Origin of the sequence: Microcoleus sp. AT9b-C3 (genome assembly GCF_036705485.1) — a bacterium.
Lineage (GTDB): Bacteria > Cyanobacteriota > Cyanobacteriia > Cyanobacteriales > Microcoleaceae > Microcoleus.
Genome location: NZ_JAUBUR010000018.1, coordinates 83,837 through 102,891, shown reverse-complemented (window position 1 = coordinate 102,891; position 19,055 = coordinate 83,837). Strand labels below are relative to the sequence as shown.

Below are 19,055 nucleotides of genomic sequence, written 5' to 3'. Positions count from 1 at the left end.
TCAACAGTCAACTGTCAACTGACTGATAAAGCTTTTCAACCATTTGAGCTAAGCGTTTCATTGCAGTTTCAATCTCATCATTTGTTGCAGTCAAACTAATGCGTAAACACTCATGTTTGTGCTGCCAATCTTCCCGCAAACCAGGGAAGAAAGAACTTCCTGGCACGACAATTACGCCGACTTTTTTCAACTCTTGATACAGTTCCCAATCAGTCATTGGCAAATCTTTCAGCCACAACCACGCGAAAATTGCTCCTTCGCCCCGGTGCAAGAACCACGGCAAATCCTTCGGCATTGCTTGTTCTAGAGTGGTTTCTACGATCGCAAATTTACTTTGATAGTACGGGCGAATTACGTTGATGGAGATGTCGGCAAGAGCGCCGGACGTAATGGCACGAGTTGCGATCGCCTGTCCGTATCTCGGCGAATGAATGCACGTATTGGTCTGAAAACATTCTAATACTTGAATTAGTTTTTCATCGCCGATCGCAATTCCGATTCTTTCACCCGGTAATCCGGCTTTCGACAAACTCATACAGTGCACGATATTGCCGCCAAAAATCGGCGTCATTTCGGTAAAATTCAAGGACGGGAAGGGAGGGCCGTAGGCGGAATCCACGAACACCGGCGCGTCGAAAGCGGCCGCTAAATCGGCAATTTTCTTAACTTCGTCGTCTGTGAGAACGTTGCCGGTGGGGTTGCAGGGACGGGAAAAAATGACGCAACCGGTGGTTTGGTCGATCGACAGTTGGCTGAAATCCGGGCGGTATTTGAACCTGTGGGCGGCTGCATCAATATCGAGGGTAGGTTTGCAGGCGACTACCGCTTCGGGAATCAAGCTAACGCCGCCGTAACCCGTGTAGTCTGGGCTCAGCGGTAAAACAATATTTTTAAGCTGTTTGCTGGTAGTGTAGCCGCCGAAAGCGTTGGCTGCGTAGAAGTAAATCGATTGACTTCCGGGAGTAATTAGAATATTGCGATCGGTCAAATTCAGTCCGTAACGCTGGTTAAAATCCGTCCGCACCGCATCAATCAAAGGCTGATAGCCTTGACTCGAACCGTAGCGACAAACCACCTCGCCGTATTCCGGGCCCGCCAAAAGTTCCGCAGTGCAGTCGCGCCACAACTGCTCGACTTCCGGCAAAATCACCGGATTTCCCGCGCTCAAATTGATAAACTCCTGCCCGCTGCCGGCTCTGAGAGTTTCAATAATATCTTTCATAATTGCCCGAACTCCCGTAAGGTGGGACATCTGAGCGCCAAATTGAGTCAGGGCAGGGTTCATAGCAAATGCAGCGACAATGATAGAAGTTTACAGTTTACCCATGATAACTCCAGTCGCAGGCGTTAGCGTAGCTTGGCTGAGGCATAGGTTGTCGATCGAGCGTCTGATTAATGCAATAAACTCGATCGCACAGCATTTTGTTTTTTCCCCTGTGCCCCCGCCGGAGTATAAGATTGTGGCGATTTGTGGAGTTCGATCGAACAGTGTTTTTAGCCTAAAAATTAGCGAACAGAACAGCAATCTCTAATTCAATAGTTGTTGTAAGATTTCACGCCGTGGGGCCAGATGAATTGCCGATACTTGACAACAACCATTGGAAAAATCTAAAATTAGCCGTAAAACCAGAGCGCAACAGAATTTTATGGGTTCCTGTTACTGCTATAATTACAGGTTTAATCCAGCCTCAAGAATCAGATTTGTTGCTAGCTCATTTTCATGATTCGCGGTTTACTGACAGCGGTGCATTTTATCATCAATCCGACTAAAGCCAAGATAGGTCGTAAGGTCGCCCTTTGAGGGGCATTACATAACAAAGACGTAAATTCCCACCCCAATTAACTGCCGTAAAATTCAACACAAAAATGACACACTTTCCACTTATAGAATACGAGCAACTTACCGATCCTAAAGCCAAAGCAGTGTACGAAGAAATCTTGACAGACTTGGGGTTTGGCATCGTCCCCAACCTGTTCAAGTCAATGGCAATCAACCCTGACATATTAGAAGCAAATTGGAAAAAATTCCGGGGAACAATCCTGCAAGGAGACTTACCCCGCACGCTTAAAGAAATGGTCGGCGTCGCTATTTCCCAATCAAATAATAGCGAGTACGCTCTCCAAGTTCACCTGCACGGATTGTCAGCCTTGGGGATGAGCGAAGAACTACTGCGAACCCTAGTTTCTGACTTTGCCAACTGCCCTTTGCCAAAACGTGATAAAGCCGTAATTACCTTTGGCTTGCTGGCGGCTACAAAACCCCTGGAAATGACAGAAACTGATTACCAAAACCTGCGGGATTTAGGACTTGATGATTCAGAAATATTTGAGATTATTGCGACAGCAGATTTGTTTAGCTTTGTCAACCGATATACCGATTCTATAGCCCTCGAAATAGATGCTTTGTAATCTATATTGTATACCCCTATTATGGGCGATCGGCTAGAAGATCAAGATCGAGAAGAACTTCTGTTGACAGCCCGCCGTTTGTTAGCAGAAGCTCAAGCGCTTTCCATCCGCATTTCCGCTGTCAACGAAGTTGCCACTGCCATTAACCGCACCCTCGATCTCAACCAGATTTTGCGGGTACTAGGCAAGCAAGCCAAATGGTTGTTAGACTTTGAACACTGTAGCGTTTGCCTGCACAGCACTAACACTTGCATGACCTTATTTGGTCGGCATATCCCTGTAGATATTGCAGCCCTCCCAGAGGGTGGCCCTATTCACAAGGCTTTCACAACACGTCAACCTCAATTAATTCAAGAAGCGGGTGCTACTGCTATTTTATCCCCCTACGCTTCGCAAATTATCCTTCCTTTGGAAAGCGAAGGTAAGGTTTTAGGGACAATTAATTTTGCCACAACAAAGTCGAGAGCTTACACTCAAGAAGACTTGCGGATTGGCTATCTTTTGGCTTTACAACTATCCTCAGCCATCCGCAATGCTGAACGTTTTAAAGAGATAAATAGGCTCTATTCCGATCTCGATGCCGAAAAGCACAAATCCGATCAGCTACTGTTGAACGTACTCCCGGTTGAAATTGCCGAGGAACTCAAAAATAACGGCAAAGTGGAACCACTTTATTATGATAACGTATCGGTTTTATTTACTGACTTTAAAGGCTTTACTCAGTTATCTGAAAAAATGAAGCCGCGAGAGTTAGTTGACGAACTAGACTATTGTTTTTCTTATTTCGATCGCGTGATGGATAAATACTCTATGGAAAAGTTGAAGACTATTGGCGACAGCTATATGTGCGCGGCGGGAATTCCTACGCCTCGCCCAACACACGCCTTTGACGCTGTACTTGGTGCGATAGAAATTCGACAGTTCATGGCTCTGCGAAAAATACAGAAAGCTCAACAAAATATCCCTTATTGGGATATCCGAATTGGCATTCATTCAGGCCCAATACTTGCTGGGGTAATTGGCAATAAAAAGTTTTCCTATGATGTCTGGGGAGATACAGTTAATACTGCATCTCGGATGGAATCTTCCGGCGTACCTGGAAATATCAATATCTCTCATGCAACCTTTGAATTAGTTAGAGATTTTTTTGAATGCGAATACCGAGGAAAAATTTATGCTAAAAATAAGGGCGAATTGGATATGTATTTGGTTCGCCATCTTAAATAAATTTGGGAATGGCTAATTGCTAAGGGAGGATGGCTAAGCGAGCCGTTATTCTATTTTAGATTTTAGATTTTAGATTTTAGAATTGGGAATTACTGATTACTAAGCTGAGGCGCATCTAAATTTGACAATTAAATTCGAGTAAATTCTTGTGGGTGGGCGTCCCGCCCGCCCAAAAATATAATTTAGTTTAGATGCGTAGCAGCTTACGACGGTTTGGCTCACTGGCTTACAGTTGCAGTTTTGTTTTAACTGGTGTTAGATATGCAAATAAAACTCAACTATGAACTGAGAATATATCGCTCGAAGTTCTTTTTTCATAGTTCGGTATTGTATCGCAGTGCGCCAAACTATATTAAAATGATCGAGTTGTATATTTTATCTTTTAATTATTTATGCGTATTTGGCAAGCCGATTTTTACCGCCGTCCTATCCAAGACGAAACTGGCAAACCACTCTGGGAACTCTTAATTTGCGACTCCGAAGGCAGTTTTCAATTTAGCGCTGTTTGCCGTCAGGGGGACGCAAATTCTAATTGGCTAGCTTCGCAGTTGCAGCAGCAAGCTCAAACCCAAAATTTGCCTGAATTGATTCAAGTATTTAGGCCTCAGTCTCTCGGCTTAATCGAAGCTGCGGGCAAAGTTTTGGGTGTCAAGGTAGAAGCGACTCGGCGCACTGCGGCTCTGAAATTGCTGCTGCAACAACGCGCCAAAGAATATTCGAGTATGCCTAATTATACAGGTGAAACTTACAGCGCGATCGCCCTCGACTCGCCGCCGCCCGTACCCTTACCCGAAAACCTTTGGGGCGATGGCTGGCGTTTTGCTTCCCTACCCGCCGGCGACATTGAAGAGGCTTTCCAAGGCCGTCCCCTGCCAATTTTGGTAATGCCAGAATTGCTGTTACCGCTGAATTTGGGCTTGGCCTCAACAGTACCCGTACCGGGAGTTGTGATTGACGGCGGACGCCAGTCTATGCGATTGGCTAGATGGCTTCAGGATGCCAAACCTTTTGCTTTGAATTATATTGCTGGAGAACCAGACGGATTGATATTGGAAGCTGGGTTAGTAGATAGGTGGGTTGTGGCTACTTTTGAAGATAGCGAGGTGAAAGCCGCGGCCCAAATTTACCAACAGCGGAAGCAATTAAGTAAAGGATTACATTTTTTATTAGTGCAGCCCGATGATAGTGGCATGACTTATACAGGCTTTTGGCTGTTAAATTTTGAGCGATAATTAAGATGTAAATAATATTATTTGTGATGTCGAGGGTTCGCGCACCTAAAAATAGTAAAACACCGCCCGAACTCAGTTCCCGCCGATACAGACTCAAGCATAAATTTTAAAATAGCTTCTTGAGTTAGCAAGAGATAGTGCTGCAAATTTATTCTACAACTAAAATCAATCCGTTTTGGATGCCCTGACAAACTCGGTTGATGTGACACTGGTCTTTTTCGTTAAGACCTTTCTGGGCTAGCATGGCTGATTTCAGCAGCCGTCTGTCAAGGGGGGTAATTTGGCGAAAAGCAAAAATGCGCTCGACGATCGCCTCGATCGAGATTTTGGAGAGGTTAGCAGAGCTGACTGTCATGGTCTTAACACGCTAAAAATAATTAACAGAACTATGTACCTTTATTTTTAAAGATTTTGTGAAGGTACTTAGTGATTCACATCACACATCCTAGGTGACAAAATAGTGTATGTAGGGTGACTGCTGTCACCAAATCTTCAATTATCTTTACCCCAACTTAACGATGGCCCGATAGAATCACTGTGGTAAAACTCCACCAGAGGGTAAAAATGGCACAAGCAAAAATAGGAATTATCGGCGGCAGCGGTTTGTATAAAATGGAGGCCCTCAAAGATATTGAAGAGGTGAAAATTGATACACCTTTTGGAGCGCCATCGGATGCCGCAATTGTGGGAACATTGGACGGTACGCCAGTAGCATTTCTGGCTAGACACGGCCGCAACCACACTTTTTTGCCCTCCGAAGTGCCGTATCGCGCAAATATTTATGCAATGAAGAGTTTGGGAGTTGAGTATTTAATCTCAGCGTCGGCGGTTGGTTCCCTGAAAGCTGAGGCGAAACCTTTAGATATGGTAGTGCCCGATCAGTTTATCGATCGTACAAAAAATCGAGTTTCTACCTTTTTCGGAGAAGGAATAGTCGGTCACATCACATTCGGCGATCCGGTTTGCGGCGAATTGGCTAAAGTGTTAGCAAGTGCGATCGAATCCTTGAACCTCTCCGACGTTACCCTGCACCGGGGCGGCACTTACGTCTGCATGGAAGGCCCCGCATTTTCCACAAAAGCAGAATCCCACCTTTACCGCAGTTGGGGGGCGACAGTCATCGGGATGACTAATTTGCCGGAAGCAAAATTAGCGAGAGAAGCAGAAATTGCCTACGCAACTTTAGCATTAGTCACAGACTACGACTGCTGGCACGAGGATCACGACAGCGTAACAGTAGAAATGGTAATAGCAAACTTGCACCGCAATGCAGAGAATGCTCAAAAAGTCATTCAAGAAACAGTACGGAGGTTAACAGAAAATCCCCCCGTTTCCGAGTCGCATTCAGCTTTGAAATATGCAATTCTGACACGGCTGGATCAAGTGCCGGCCGCAACTAAGGAGAAAATGGGTTTGTTGTTGCAGAAATATTTGTAGTTGCAATTTAAGCGGCAATCATGAGGTGGTGCGTGATGACCGAGGGGTAAGGTGCGCAATGCGCACCCTACATCATGAGGTTGTGCGTGATTCGCGATGGGTAATGTGCCCATTGCGCATCCTACTACATAGTTCCGATCAATTAATCAACTGCTTGAACGCATCGTATTCGCGAATCTTCTCTAAATCAGCTTCACTTTTTGCCAACTCTTTACACAAATTCGGATTGAGATTGAGGGCGCGCTTTAAATTTTCAATTGCTAATTCAATTTTACCTTGTAGCGCATAACATCGGGCTTTATTGTACCAAATTCTGTAAAAGTCAGGTCGAAGTTTCGCCGCATTTTCATAAGAATCAATCGCAGCTTCGTATTGTTGCAATTTGGAGAGTGCAACGCCTCGATTGTTCCAAGCGTCAGTATAATCATTTTTAATTTGTAGGGCTTGATTGTAAGAAATTACTGCTTGTTCGTACTCCTGCATTTTGGAAAAAGCAACGCCTCGGTTGTTCCAAGCATCGGCATAATCGGGTTTGGCTTGAATTGCCTGTTCGTAACAGCCGATCGCCTCCTGGTACTTCTGCAACTCCAACAATACCACGCCTCGATTGTTCCAAGCATCGGGATAATTCGGACGAATTGTAGTAGCTTGTTCGTAAGAAGCGATCGCCTCTGGATACCGCTGCATTCTCGTGAGCACTACTCCTCGGTTATTCCAAGTATCGGCTAAATCCGGCTGAATTTGCAGGGCCTGATCGTAAGCTGCGATCGCATCTTGATAACGGTTTTCAAAGAAACAAGCATCTCCCTGTTTAGCATAGTCGCCGGCCGTCAATAACTGTTGGTAATTGCCATAGTTAACCGGAGCAAATTCTTGAATTTGGGCATCGGGGAATAACAAGTCTGTTTCTGCCTCTGCCGGGTGACTTTGCTGTTGAATTTCGCCTAAGATAGTTTCAGCGTCCGAAATTAATAGTTTTAATTGAGAGATTGTATCGTAATGGAGACTTTCAATTTCTTGGCGCGCAATTGTTGTCTGCTTGGACAATTTGCTCAACAGAAACCAAACCCCGACTCCGGCTGCTGTCGGAAACAAAGTTAGGGCAATTATCAGCCCGTTCAGCAGTACCGCCGTGCGCCCAAAAGCAATGTCAACTTCTTCTTGAACTCGATCGCGAATTTCTTCTTTAAGTTGCTGCTGTGGGAATTCCTGCTGAACCAACAGTGCCGCCCTCGGTTCCGAGGCAGAAACGCTACTGGCGCAGACTAGAATAGTCGAAAGGGCGATCGGGCTAATACTTTTTCTAAAGATACTTGACAAACGCATTGCCTTAGTGATACGCACCTGAGTTGCGATTTCCATGTGTCAAGAGATGCTGATAACGATGATCCCAGACTAGCCCATTTGTTCATAAACTATTAAATACAGGATATCTGTTGTGCAGTCTCCTCCGATCAAATTGCTGACGCAAGAATTGCTAGACGAAGTTGCCGCTTCCTCCCGCCGCAGTCCCCGCCAGCGACAAAACTACAATTTCCACGATTTGTCTGAAAAAGTGCAGCGGTTTGTCAACGTGTTGCAACCGGGCACTTACGTCCGCCCTCACCAACACCTCCGCCCGCCTGCAGTTAACGGTTTTGAGTTTTTTGTGGTGATTCAAGGCGAAGTCGGTATTGTTATTTTGAACGAAAACGGTCAAATCCTGCGCTGCTTGCGAGTCAGCGCGGCCGGCCCGACTCGCGCTGTCGAACTGCCAGAGGGCACTATTCACACGTTAGTAGCTTTGACACAGGATACTGTGATTTTGGAGTTTAAGGAAGGGCCTTACGACGTGGGGGCGGATAAAGACTTTTTGGCAAGTTTTCCTGCTGAGGGAACTGCGGCGCGAGAATTAGTGTTGATTTGGGAAGCGGAATTTAACACTTGAGTAATGACTGTTGACTGTTGGCTGTTGACTGTTGACTGTTGACTGTTGGCTGTTGACTGTTGACTGTTGACTGTTAACTGTTAACTGTTGACTGTTGACTGTTGACTGTTAAAAATCTAAAATCTAAAATCTAAAATCTAAAATCGAGTGATTACTAATTACTGATGAATCTAATAGTTGTCATCCGATTGTATAAATCCGGGGCGGTGCGAATGATTTTTCTCAGGAGCTCATCAGTCACCCAAAAGACGAGGGGAAACGAAAATGTTTTGCTGAATTCGCTGCATAATAGATTGGTAGAAACGAGCAATCTATCGATCGGCTCCACTGATTCCAAACCGAGGATCATTAAAGCTGCAGGCTTTTCGCCGTCTATTTCTTCTGCGATTGTCGTGTAGAGAGTTGTCGCCGATTTGGGCAAAAACATTTGTCGGGGCTTCACGGGACAATTTACTTGCAGCCGATCGACTATTTGCTGTCGCAAAGTTAGCGAGTTGCAGTTGACTAAAACGAAAGAAAAGTAACCTTGGGAAAGACGGAGCGCCCGCATTAAAGTTGAGAACGACCGCTCGTTATATTTAGCTGAGTCGTACTTAGCTGCATTGTCTTTAGCTGTATTTCCTGAGCTTTGCTCGATAAACATAAATTGCATATTTTTTATCTAGTTTTAGAGATTTTCTAGATTAAATGATGTTTCTAAAGAAAATGTGAATATCGAAAATTTATTTTTCCTTTAAAAACTTTTGGAAAGTATACCACGCTTTTAAATTAATATCAATAGTCCGCTCGAAATAGTCCGCTCGACAGATTTGGCTTGAGCCACTCAAAAAGCGCCTGCGACGGCACAACAAAAGTATAGCCGCAGGCAGAAGGAAGAGCATATGTCGCAAGGGTTTCAGCAATTAATAACGTTCTAAATATCTGGCAAGATTGCTAGATTAAATGTAATTAAAAATACAAAAAAATCACCTGAAATTCTCAGCTAGCGGCAAAGTAAACCAAAAACTTGCGCCTGCACCGGGAGTGCTAATTACCCCAATTTGGCCGCCGTGAGCACCAATAATTTGCCGACAAAGATAGAGACCCAAACCCAAACCAACCGAGTGTCGGGATCGATCGCCCCTAACGTAAAGGTCAAAAAGATGTTCGCACTGTTCCGGCAATATTCCCACCCCGTCATCTTCAACGGTACAGTAAATCATCCCACTTGGGGAATTGGGGATTGGGGATTGGAAATTGGTAATTGGGGATTGTGGATTGGTAAGCGGTAATTTGTCGATGTCTTGTTTTGCTGTGCTTTGATTTATAATTAATTTATCTGCCTTGATTACTTGAGCCGAAACTGTTAAATTTAGTCCCGGCATATTGTGTTTCAAAGCATTAGCAATTAAATTAGATAAGACGCGCCATAACTGAGTCTTGTCAGCCTTCACGGCTGGCAAATCATCCGGCACCAAATTTTTAAAAGTAGCTTTCCCCTCATTCATTAAAGGCTCCAAATCTGTCGCAGCCGCTTCAACTACCGCCCTCAAATCAACCGATTCGCAGTGCAGAACCAAACCGCGCAATTCCCCGGCGTGAACTTCCAACAGCGAATTGATCAAGCGCAATTGCTGCTCGCTACCTTGAATCATCCGCTCCAAAATTGAACGGGGAATTGCGATCGAATCCCCAGGTTTCGTCTGCCAATTTTTCAGCACCATTAACATTCCCGCCACCGGGTTTCGCAAGTCGTGAGAAAGAGCGTGGATAAACAGCCGCAGCGATTCTTGTGCCTGTTTGCGCTGCGTGATATCCTCAATTAAACCCTCATAATAAAGCACGGCGCCGCTGCTGTCCCGTACCGCCCGCGCCTTCTCAGAAATCCAGACAATACTGCCGTCTGAGCGGTAAATTTTAGATTCAAAATCCGATACTGTGCCGCTTTCCTCGATCGATCGCAAAAACTCATTTCTGCGAGCCGGATCGACATACAACTGTCGCTCAATATCAGTAAACTTGGTCGTCACTTCTTCCGGGGAATCGCAGCCGTAAATCCGCGCCAAAGCTGGATTTGCAGTAATATAACGCCCATCGGGAGTGCTTTGAAAAATTCCCTCGTCGGCATTCTCAAAAATGCTGCGGTACTTCGCCTCCGCCGCCTCCAACTGCTGGTAAGCAGATTCCAACTCGCGCCTGGTACTAAACTCTTTCCGTTGCAGACATTCGTACCAATAAACCGACAAATCGCAAATCAAACAAATCCAAAACAAATATAAGTACAACCCGGTCAACTTAAAAGGAGTATACTTAGCAAAACTTAGATTTAAAAGCAAATTTATCCCGACGTGGCAACACAAAACGCCGAGTTGAGAAATCAGGTGGAGGCGCCAGCGGACGGGCATCAACGTAGCTTGGATCAGAAACGCTAAAATCCAGGTAAAAATTGGTAATTCCCCGGCTTGTGCGACAGCTAGCCCAAGCTGTACAACCACCGTCAGCGACCACGAAAAAGCCAAAAATAGCAAACCGGGATAGCGCTGTCCGAAGGAGGTTTTTTGCAACACAAAACAGGTCAACAAACCCAGTTCTACAGCAGCGCTCGTGTACAAATAAACACTTTTAAACTCCTGGCGAGCGAAGAATCTTTCGCCTAGAAAATAGACCGTTATTGTGAAGGCAAAAAAGATTGCAATTCCGACTGCAGGGCGCAGCCGCTCTCGGAGGAAGCGATCGCGCCACACCTCGTAAACCGTTAACGCCTGAACGGATTTTGCATTGCCCAAATAGTTCATAGCATTTTAGATTTTAGATTTTATATTTTATATTGACAAAGATCGATCGTCCGAGTTGACAACAGGTAGCGAAAACCAGAAAGTCGAACCACCGCCGGGAGTGCTTTCGACGCCAATTTCGCCGCCGTGAGCTTTGATAATTTGCTTGGAGAGGTACAGTCCCAAACCCAGCCCTGTTAATTGTCGGCTATTAGGGTCGTGAACGTAAAGTTCAAATAGAGATTCCCGCTGTTTGGCACTGATTCCCACTCCATTATCTGTTACAGTACAGCGAACCATTTTTACGGTGACTCCGGGCAATTTGCTGCCGATATTGCCAATTTGGCCCTGATAGCGGGGCATTTTGCAACTGCCGTCGAGGTTGAATTTGGCCAGGGTTTCCTGATTTTTCTGGGTTGTCTCGCCGATCCTAGGACGATCGCCCGCAGCAGATATCCGGTTAGCGATACAGCGGGCAAGCGGATTATTGGGCGATGTTAAAGGCTGTAAATTTTCTTCATAACTTAGCACTGTTTCAACTTCAATTACCTCGGCTTTAAAAGTTATATTGACTCCCGGAGGATTGTGTTTAATAGCATTAGTCAACAGATTTTCTAGCACCCGCTGCAAGTGTTGGCGATCGGCATTGACTTGTGGCAAATCCGCCGGGATTTCCTGAGTCAAAGTTGCTTGGTTTTTGGTCAGCATCGGTTCTAAATCGGCAACAATGGCTGAAGCTAAAGACGGCAAATGTAGCGGTACAGTATTGAGAACAATACCTTTAACCTCGCTAGCGTGAGCGTCGAGCAGGGAATTAACCATAGTCAACTGGTGTTCGCTGGCTTGAACGATGCGCTGCAAAATCGATCGAGAAACCGGAACATCTTGTAGAGAATCAGACGCCGATTTGTTGAGTAAATTTTTCAGCAGTATTAACATTCCCATAACAGGAGTGCGGAGATTGTGAGAAACTGCGTGCAAAAATAGGTCTTTGAGGCGGTTGCTTTCTTGCAACTCGTGCATTTTTTGCTGTAGTTGGCGGGTGCGTTCCTGCACTTGAGATTCCAAGTTGGCATTGAGAGCTTTTACCTGCTGCAAAAGTTGAGCTTGCTGGAGAGCGATCGCCACTTGGGTAGCGAGTTTTTCCAACAAATCTATTTCAAATTCCTGCCACTGGCGCGGCCCGGAGCACTGGTTGACGGCCAAGATCCCGAACAATTCATCCCCCAGGACGATCGGCACATTTAACGTCGCTCTAATTTGATAGTCGCTGTACAATTGGGCAATTGGAACGCCCAGTTGAACGCTAGCAGTATCGGAGATAGATCGGACGCGGTTGTTAGCATAAAAAGTTTTCTGGTTTTCGAGGTGATTCTCGTCAGCGAGTACCCACCCCAAAAGAGAACGGCATTGGGCATCCACAGACTCGGCCACAACCTTACCGTATACCGGGTTAGGAAGATTTACCCCGTCCGCGTCCACAATACCGATGAAAGCGCGGTCTGCCTTGAAAAATTGCCGGACTTCGGCAACAGTAGTGTTGAGAATTTCTTCGAGGTCGAGGGAGTTGCGAATTCGCAGGGCGATTTCGGAGAGCAAGCGATCGCGATCGGAGGACGCCCGCAAAGCAGTTTCCGCGCGGTGGCGTTCGGTAACGTCTTGGACTGTGGCGGCGATCGCCCCTGACTGAATGGCCGACTGTTCGCAGACAGTGCGTTCGGAGCCGTCTGGTAGCACAATTCGGTAGTTAATGCAATATGGTGTACGCTCAAACATAGCTTGGCGCTGCGATCGCGCCACCAATTCTCGGTCTTCTGGATGTACGGCTTGCAAAAAAACGGATGGTGTCGGTTTGACAGTTCCCGGAGCAAAACCCAAGAGGCGGTAAAGTTCGTTTGACCACCGCAATTCGATATGGGATATACGATGTTCGGCGGATTCTTGGCAGTTGTCAGTTGCTGTGAGGGCGGCACAATTTAAATCCCAATTGCCCAACTGAGCGATGCGCTGAGCGTTGGCTAAACTAGCTTCGCGATCGCGCAGCATGGCCGCCGTGCGACGCACCTCCACCAGCGCTTGCTGGCGTTCTGCTACGGCGGCGGCCAACATCAGAGCCACAAGGGCGATCGTACCGGTAAAAGCTTGTAAAAATAAAACCGCCTGTTTGAGATTATCGCTTTTGGCCAAAAACGGGCCACCTCCCTGCACCGCTCCCCAAATCGCGATGTAAGAGACGATCGAATAAGCAAAAATCGCTCCCGCCGGTTGAAACCGCAGGGCAGCCCAAACTATCAGAGGAAAAGGCAGATACTCCAGCGGATACTGAGCGATCGCCGCTTGTGTTTTTGAGCAAAAAAACAGCCAGCTAACGCTCAGCAAGAGAGTCAGCCAGAGTGCTATTTCTGAATAATTAATAATTAAAAATAGAAGATTATAGCGGTTTTCACTTGCAGAAATTCTGTCTCTATACTTAGTAGTTAATAATTGGTAAGTGGTAAGTGGTAATTGATTATTCTGCCTGTTAAAAAGTGCGATAAAATTTGAAATAATGCGGGGTTTTAGTGGAAATTTAAAATTATTAACGGCGTGGTTTAAAGTCAGCAGCACAGGAGTCACAATCAAAATTCCCATGCCGTCTCCGAGCCATGTAGTCCACCAGTTGCGAGAGAAATTGCTCCACTGATCCCAACCAAAAATGCACGTTCCCAAGTTGCCGAGGATAGAACCGACCAAAGTAGACCCGATGACAGCGCCCGCTACTAAAGCCAGAACATCTCGCAATCGATCGAGTTTGGTAGAAAATCCGCTCTCCCTCAGCAAAGCCTCTCCAGCGAGCGCTTGCAGGGTAACGCTAAAGGCCGATGTGACAATGACAGCCGAGGGTATACCGCCGGTAGAGTTTAACAGCACGGAACCGAGGACAATTCCCGGCCACATCCGTCGCCCTTGCAGTAGCAGTGCCGCTAGAGCAATACCGGCGGGCGGCCACACGGGGGAGGGTTCGGCTTTCACCAGTCCCAGCATCGACGCTGCGAGTTTTCCGGTAACAAAGTAGGCCAGCGCCAGGATGCCGGTGTACAGAAGCGTTCGAGTGCGGGGGTTGAGCAGTTTCATGTTTAGTGCGATCGAATCCTCCATTCCTAGTTGTTAATTTAGGCGGCTTTGGGGCGATCGGGCTTCCTCCTGACGACTCACCTGACTGGGGGAGTGGGAAGTTGACAGTTGACAGTTGACAGTTGACTTTTTTTATTCGTAGCAGCTACCCACTGACTAATGACTAATGACTAATGACTAATGACTACTGACTACTGACTACTGACTACTGACTTCTTAAAGTCCAAAAATCCGCTTGCCATCCGGCTTAACAGTAAGCCAATTGGTCTTTGCCATTGCCAGTTGTTCCTCAGAAACTGTAGCGTTGGTAAGATTCGCCCCGCACAAATTTGCTCCCCGCAAATTCGCCTTAGTCAAATAAGCCCCCGTCAAGTCAGCACCTCGGAAATCCGCGCCTTCAAAATTGGCAGTGCTGCAATAAGCCTCAGTCAAATTAGCATCTCGCAAATTCGCCTGAATTAACCTCGCGTGACCCAAATTTGCCCCCGACAAATCTGCTGCTTGCAAATTTGCTTTCACCAACCTAGCCTGATAAAAATTACTTCCCGCTAACTGCAATTTTTGCAGTTGCAGGCCAGACAGTTCGCAGTCAGCAAAATCGCGCTTGCCTTTAAAATATGCCGCTCGCAAGCTGTTGGTATCCCACTTAGGAGCAACTTTCGATAGCTTTGAGGCTGCTAAATTGCCGCTAGAAGGTCCAACGGTTCCCAAAGTTCTGCCGGACTCAGCCAGAGTTCGGGAAACTCTCGGCTGCATCCCCGTGTTCCCGGATTGGCTGAAGGAAGTTCTACCAATGCGGGTGTGGTTCGATCGTAAATCTTCATTGATTTTGCTCCTCGGCGGTGACCACGAAGAACCCTCGTCATTAAATATTGTCGGTTCTTCAACTGTACGAGAAGAGCCGTTGAATTGAGTTGCCAAGCCATCCATCAGACTTGGGTCTTCAAATTGGCCAGAGAGAGCTCTGAGGACATCTGCTGCCGATTGGAAGCGGTGCCCCACCATCGGCTTCAGCATTTTTTCGAGAATTCGCGCAAAATTTGGACTCACCTGAACGTGTGGCTGCCAAACAATTTCGCCGGTTACTCCATCAAAATCTAAATCCTTGGGCGATTTTCCTGTCAGCAAGTACAAGCAAGTCATGCCCACCGCGTAGATGTCACTGGCAAATATCGGCCGCAGCGCCATTTGTTCCGGGGGGGCAAAACTAAATGTGCCAACTGAAAATTTCGTGTTGGCGCTTTGGTCGGCGGGGTCTAATAATATTGTTTGGCTAACTTGGTCTTTTACCGCTCCGAAGTCAATCAGAACTAAGTGGCCGTCTTGAATTCGGCGAATAATATTTGCGGGTTTGATGTCTCGGTGAATTACTCCTTGGCTGTGGATATATTGCACTACTGGCAGAATTTCTAATAGAAAATTTTTAACATCCGATTCGTTGAAACGGCCTGAGTGCTTGACTTCTTGTTTCAAAGTCGAGCCTTTAACATACTCTTGAACTAAGTAGAATTGCTGTTCCGTTTCAAAATAGTCTAGCAGCCTCGGTACTTGCGGGTGGTCGCCCAGTTGGCCGAGGGTTTTTGCCTCTCGCTTAAATAATTCCCGCGCCATTTCTAAAACTCGCGGCGACGAACTACTGGGTCGCAGTTGCTTGACTACACAACTCGGTTGACCGGGCAATGAGATGTCTTTTGCCAGAAATGTAGCTCCAAAACCTCCTTGCCCTAACGGTTCAATGACTCGGTAGCGAGCGCGCAGCAATAACCGCGCACCGCAAGTCTGACACTGAAGAATAGAGTCAGCAGGATTTTGAGGATGGGGACAGCCCGGATTTACGCAGTAGCTCATATTGATTGAGTTTGCCTATGTTGTTCTGATCTTGTCAGCGTCGCTCGACTGCACAAATTGCCTGTTCCTGCTTCTGGTAGACATACTAATCTATCAGTTGTCGGCAGGCTGTGCCTTCGATTGCGAATTGGAATTGCACCTAAGTCTTTTAGGCCGATATCTTTTCCCTATTTTGATTATCTCGCTGCTGTGAGTTTTTTCGGTTGATTATCCTTGAAGATAGTTTAAAGACTTGCTAAAGTTGTGCTTTTTTGTGTAAAGTCTTTCTAAACTTAAGTGCTTTTTGCGTTGTTAGATGTATCTAGCATACCTCATTCTCGGAATGAGAATGCTACTCATCCCCCTGTAGACATCGACCTTTGGGCATATTCCTCCTTTTTGCGGATGTGTACCATAACAGTCTTGACAAATTTGAATTAGTATGCTATGAAAAGCTTTCCCGAATAAATTCTGGGACTCAAAAGTCGTAGCCCGTCGGCGCCGACTAATGACTAATAACTACCGATCGCTGACAACTAACTACTGACAAAATTATGCGTATTTCTCTAAACTGGCTGCGGGAATTGGTGGATGTGAGCATATCCCCGGAAGAATTAGCCGAAACCCTGACAATGGCAGGGTTTGAAGTCGAAGATATCGAAGACCGCCGCCCGTGGGCAAACGGCGTAGTTTTGGGCAAAATCATCGCCTGCGAACAGCATCCGAATGCAGATAAATTGAGAGTTTGTCAAGTCGATGTGGGCAAACCAGAAGCTTTGAATATTGTTTGCGGCGCACCCAACGCGAGGGCGGATATTTACGTGCCTGTCGCTGTTGTCGGAACTTTTCTGCCGACTATTGATTTAAAGATTAAACCTGCTAAATTGCGGGGCGTTCCTTCCGAAGGAATGATTTGCTCTCTGGCAGAATTGGGACTGGCTAAAGAGTCAGCCGGTATTCACATTTTTGAGTTAGAAAATCCCGAATTGGGCAGCGATATTCGCCCACTTTTGGGTTTAGATGACGTGATTTTAGATTTGACAGCAACTGCCAACCGGGCTGACGCTTTGAGCATGGTGGGTGTAGCGCGGGAAGTGGCGGCGCTGACTGGGGCAAGTTTGAGAATTCCCGAAGCTAATGATGTGGCGATTGAGGGCAAAGAAAGTCCTGGTTTGGCAGTAGAAATATCCGAACCGCAGGGCTGCCCGATTTACATCGGCACGGCAATTGAAGGTGTGAAAATTGCTGCTTCTCCAGCTTGGTTGCAGCAGCGGTTGCAGGCGGCGGGAGTGCGGCCAATTAATAATGTGGTGGACGTAACTAATTACATTTTGCTGGAATGGGGACAACCGCTGCACGCTTTCGATCGCGATCGCCTGCAATCTTTCACGGGTACTCAAGATATCAGCATCGGCGTCCGCTTTGCCAAAACAGGGGAATCCTTCAAAACTTTGGACGGACAAAACCGCAATTTGCAAGCTCAAAATCTGTTAATTACTGCTAGCGACAAGCCTGTTGCCTTAGCTGGGGTAATGGGCGGCGAAGATACAGAAGTTCACGAAGGAACGCAAAATTTAGTTTTGGAAGCAGCGATTTTTGACCAGGCAACGATTCGCCGTTCTGCGCGCGCTCAAGGCCTGCGTAGCGAGGCATCAATCCGCTACGAACGGGGGGTGAATCAGGCGGCTTTGACGACGGCCTGCAACCGCGCTGTCGCCCTAATTTTGGAGTTGGCTGGAGGCACTGCGACGGTGCAGAAAACGGCGAGTTCGGGCGAGGATTTGAGTTTTTCGCGATCGCTAGAATTGCGTTTAGACCGAGTAAATCTGGTTTTGGGGCAGTTGAAAAGAGGAGAAATCGGTGGTTCTAAATATCTGGAACCGGAAGAGGTAAAAAATATTCTCACCGCCTTGGGATGCGAAGTTGTTCCAACGGAAAAAGAGCGGGTTTGGAATGTGACTGTTCCTCCATACCGCTACCGCGATTTAGAAAGGGAAATTGATTTAATTGAAGAAGTGGCAAGACTCCACGGTTATGACAATTTCTGCGATACTTTGCCTAGCAAAACGGAACCTGGTTATCTGTCACCTGAATATGCGGCAATTCGGAATGTGCGATCGGCTTTTCGGGCGGCCGGTTTGACGGAGTTGATGCACTATTCTTTGGTGAAAACTGAGGGAGAAAATCAGGTTGTACTGGCGAATCCGCTGTTTGTGGAGTATTCGGCTTTGCGGACAGAAATGCTGTCGGGTTTGATTGATGCTTTCCAGTACAATTTGGAACAGGGAAATGGGGCGCTAAACGGTTTTGAAGTCGGCCGCATTTTCTGGAAAGATGGGGATGCAATGAAGGAAGCCGATGCAGTTGCGGGGATTATCGGCGGCGATCCGACTGTGTGGAAATGGCAGCAGTCCGGGCGCGATCGACCTTTGAGTTGGTTTGAAGCAAAAGGTATCTTGGAAAGCGCGTTTCAGGAGTTGGGTTTGTCGGTGGAATATCAAAGCGATTCCTCGAATACACGCTTGCATCCTGGCCGCACGGCTGCGTTATCGTTAAACGGCAAACATTTAGGGGTTTTTGGACAGTTGCACCCACAATTGCAGCAAGAAAAGGATTTGCCTGAGCAGGTTTACGTGTTTCAATTAGATTTAGCGGTGCTGTTGGGTGAATTAGGGCGATCGAACAACTTAACTCGCAAATTCGCGGGTTATTCGAGTTTCCCCGCTTCTGACAGAGACATTGCATTTTTCGCACCGGTTGAAGTTCCGGTTGTAGATATGCAGAGTGCGATGAAAAAGGCGGCGGGTAGTTTGCTGGATTCGGTGGAACTGTTCGACGAATATCGGGGCGACAACGTGCCGGCGGGACAGCGGAGTTTGGCTTTTCGGTTAGTTTACCGCGCGGGCGATCGAACTTTGAGCGAAACCGATGTCGAACCAGCCCAACAAAAAGTCCGCGATGTTTTAGTAGAGAAATTCGGCGTTAGTTTGAGAAGCTAAAGAGGCCGCTACTCACCAATGGAAACCGCCAGGGAATGAATTCCCTGGCTGATAGCTAAAGTCCTCTCAAGAGGACTAACAAAACTTACGGATTACCAGGTAAATTTGCCATTTTGAGCAAAGGGAAGAA

General features: G+C 46.7%; 15 protein-coding genes. 8 read left to right on the top strand and 7 right to left on the bottom strand.

Translation table 11 applies throughout. The features are described from left to right. Positions 1-7: 7 nt before the first annotated feature. Entirely contained in the window at positions 8-1,285 is a 1,278-nt protein-coding gene (locus QUB77_RS17460; RefSeq protein ID WP_333175184.1) for a valine--pyruvate transaminase, read from the bottom strand. A gap of 16 nt (positions 1,286-1,301) precedes the next feature. Between QUB77_RS17460 and QUB77_RS17455 the strand changes: the two genes are divergently transcribed. The 5 genes from QUB77_RS17455 (at position 1,302) to QUB77_RS17435 (ending at position 4,868) form a co-directional block, all read left to right on the top strand. Continuing rightward, positions 1,302-1,532 carry a hypothetical protein gene (locus tag QUB77_RS17455; protein WP_333175187.1) on the top strand — a complete coding sequence of 77 codons (231 nt, stop codon included), beginning with the start codon at positions 1,302-1,304 and terminating at the stop codon, positions 1,530-1,532. Between the two features lie 28 nt (positions 1,533-1,560). Next, a complete protein-coding gene (locus QUB77_RS17450) occupies positions 1,561-1,770 on the top strand; it encodes a hypothetical protein (protein ID WP_333175189.1) in 210 nt (69 codons plus the stop codon). 96 nt (positions 1,771-1,866) lie between these two features. Continuing rightward, on the top strand, positions 1,867-2,409 hold the full coding sequence (locus QUB77_RS17445; protein ID WP_333064782.1) for a peroxidase-related enzyme: 543 nt from the start codon (positions 1,867-1,869) through the stop codon (positions 2,407-2,409). A 6-nt stretch (positions 2,410-2,415) separates the two neighbouring features. Further along, on the top strand, positions 2,416-3,636 hold the full coding sequence (locus QUB77_RS17440; RefSeq protein WP_333323302.1) for an adenylate/guanylate cyclase domain-containing protein: 1,221 nt from the start codon (positions 2,416-2,418) through the stop codon (positions 3,634-3,636). A 392-nt stretch (positions 3,637-4,028) separates the two neighbouring features. Beyond that, complete coding sequence (locus QUB77_RS17435; RefSeq protein ID WP_333175194.1) at positions 4,029-4,868, top strand: Tab2/Atab2 family RNA-binding protein; 840 nt, start codon at positions 4,029-4,031, stop codon at positions 4,866-4,868. A 148-nt stretch (positions 4,869-5,016) separates the two neighbouring features. Here QUB77_RS17435 and QUB77_RS17430 read toward each other — a convergent pair whose 3' ends face one another. Beyond that, a complete protein-coding gene (locus QUB77_RS17430; RefSeq protein ID WP_333175198.1) occupies positions 5,017-5,223 on the bottom strand; it encodes a hypothetical protein in 207 nt (68 codons plus the stop codon). A gap of 209 nt (positions 5,224-5,432) precedes the next feature. On the opposite strand from QUB77_RS17430, the gene QUB77_RS17425 reads away from it, so the two are divergent. Continuing rightward, a complete protein-coding gene (locus tag QUB77_RS17425) occupies positions 5,433-6,305 on the top strand; it encodes an S-methyl-5'-thioadenosine phosphorylase (RefSeq protein WP_333095127.1) in 873 nt (290 codons plus the stop codon). Between the two features lie 138 nt (positions 6,306-6,443). Here the strand turns inward: QUB77_RS17425 and QUB77_RS17420 are convergent, their stop codons facing one another. Beyond that, complete coding sequence (locus QUB77_RS17420) at positions 6,444-7,667, bottom strand: tetratricopeptide repeat protein (RefSeq protein WP_333175201.1); 1,224 nt, start codon at positions 7,665-7,667, stop codon at positions 6,444-6,446. 76 nt (positions 7,668-7,743) lie between these two features. Between QUB77_RS17420 and QUB77_RS17415 the strand changes: the two genes are divergently transcribed. Beyond that, positions 7,744-8,232, top strand: a complete 489-nt coding sequence (locus tag QUB77_RS17415) for a WbuC family cupin fold metalloprotein (protein ID WP_333175203.1) — start codon at positions 7,744-7,746, stop codon at positions 8,230-8,232. A 154-nt stretch (positions 8,233-8,386) separates the two neighbouring features. Here QUB77_RS17415 and QUB77_RS17410 read toward each other — a convergent pair whose 3' ends face one another. The 4 genes from QUB77_RS17410 to QUB77_RS17395 form a co-directional block, all read right to left on the bottom strand. Continuing rightward, positions 8,387-8,884, bottom strand: a complete 498-nt coding sequence (locus tag QUB77_RS17410; protein ID WP_333175205.1) for a hypothetical protein — start codon at positions 8,882-8,884, stop codon at positions 8,387-8,389. Positions 8,885-9,197: 313 nt separating this feature from the next. Beyond that, positions 9,198-11,006, bottom strand: coding sequence for a PAS domain-containing sensor histidine kinase (locus QUB77_RS17405; protein ID WP_333175208.1), 1,809 nt, complete (start codon positions 11,004-11,006; stop codon positions 9,198-9,200). A gap of 27 nt (positions 11,007-11,033) precedes the next feature. Beyond that, positions 11,034-14,123 carry an MASE1 domain-containing protein gene (locus tag QUB77_RS17400; RefSeq protein WP_333175210.1) on the bottom strand — a complete coding sequence of 1,030 codons (3,090 nt, stop codon included), beginning with the start codon at positions 14,121-14,123 and terminating at the stop codon, positions 11,034-11,036. A 192-nt stretch (positions 14,124-14,315) separates the two neighbouring features. Continuing rightward, positions 14,316-15,947, bottom strand: coding sequence for a serine/threonine-protein kinase (locus tag QUB77_RS17395; protein WP_333175212.1), 1,632 nt, complete (start codon positions 15,945-15,947; stop codon positions 14,316-14,318). Between the two features lie 533 nt (positions 15,948-16,480). Between QUB77_RS17395 and pheT the strand changes: the two genes are divergently transcribed. Continuing rightward, a complete protein-coding gene (gene pheT, locus QUB77_RS17390; RefSeq protein WP_333175215.1) occupies positions 16,481-18,925 on the top strand; it encodes a phenylalanine--tRNA ligase subunit beta in 2,445 nt (814 codons plus the stop codon). Positions 18,926-19,055 lie beyond the last annotated feature (130 nt).

Excerpts from the sequence above, each read along its gene's own strand:
- QUB77_RS17460 (WP_333175184.1), bottom strand. The coding sequence starts at position 1,285 with ATGAACCCTGCCCTGACTCAATTTGGCGCTCAGATGTCCCACCTTACG.
- QUB77_RS17455 (WP_333175187.1), top strand. The coding sequence starts at position 1,302 with ATGATAGAAGTTTACAGTTTACCCATGATAACTCCAGTCGCAGGCGTT.
- QUB77_RS17445 (WP_333064782.1), top strand. The coding sequence starts at position 1,867 with ATGACACACTTTCCACTTATAGAATACGAGCAACTTACCGATCCTAAA.
- QUB77_RS17435 (WP_333175194.1), top strand. The coding sequence starts at position 4,029 with ATGCGTATTTGGCAAGCCGATTTTTACCGCCGTCCTATCCAAGACGAA.
- QUB77_RS17430 (WP_333175198.1), bottom strand. The coding sequence starts at position 5,223 with ATGACAGTCAGCTCTGCTAACCTCTCCAAAATCTCGATCGAGGCGATC.
- QUB77_RS17425 (WP_333095127.1), top strand. The coding sequence starts at position 5,433 with ATGGCACAAGCAAAAATAGGAATTATCGGCGGCAGCGGTTTGTATAAA.
- QUB77_RS17420 (WP_333175201.1), bottom strand. The coding sequence starts at position 7,667 with ATGGAAATCGCAACTCAGGTGCGTATCACTAAGGCAATGCGTTTGTCA.
- QUB77_RS17410 (WP_333175205.1), bottom strand. The coding sequence starts at position 8,884 with ATGCAATTTATGTTTATCGAGCAAAGCTCAGGAAATACAGCTAAAGAC.
- QUB77_RS17405 (WP_333175208.1), bottom strand. The coding sequence starts at position 11,006 with ATGAACTATTTGGGCAATGCAAAATCCGTTCAGGCGTTAACGGTTTAC.
- QUB77_RS17400 (WP_333175210.1), bottom strand. The coding sequence starts at position 14,123 with ATGGAGGATTCGATCGCACTAAACATGAAACTGCTCAACCCCCGCACT.
- QUB77_RS17395 (WP_333175212.1), bottom strand. The coding sequence starts at position 15,947 with ATGAGCTACTGCGTAAATCCGGGCTGTCCCCATCCTCAAAATCCTGCT.
- pheT (WP_333175215.1), top strand. The coding sequence starts at position 16,481 with ATGCGTATTTCTCTAAACTGGCTGCGGGAATTGGTGGATGTGAGCATA.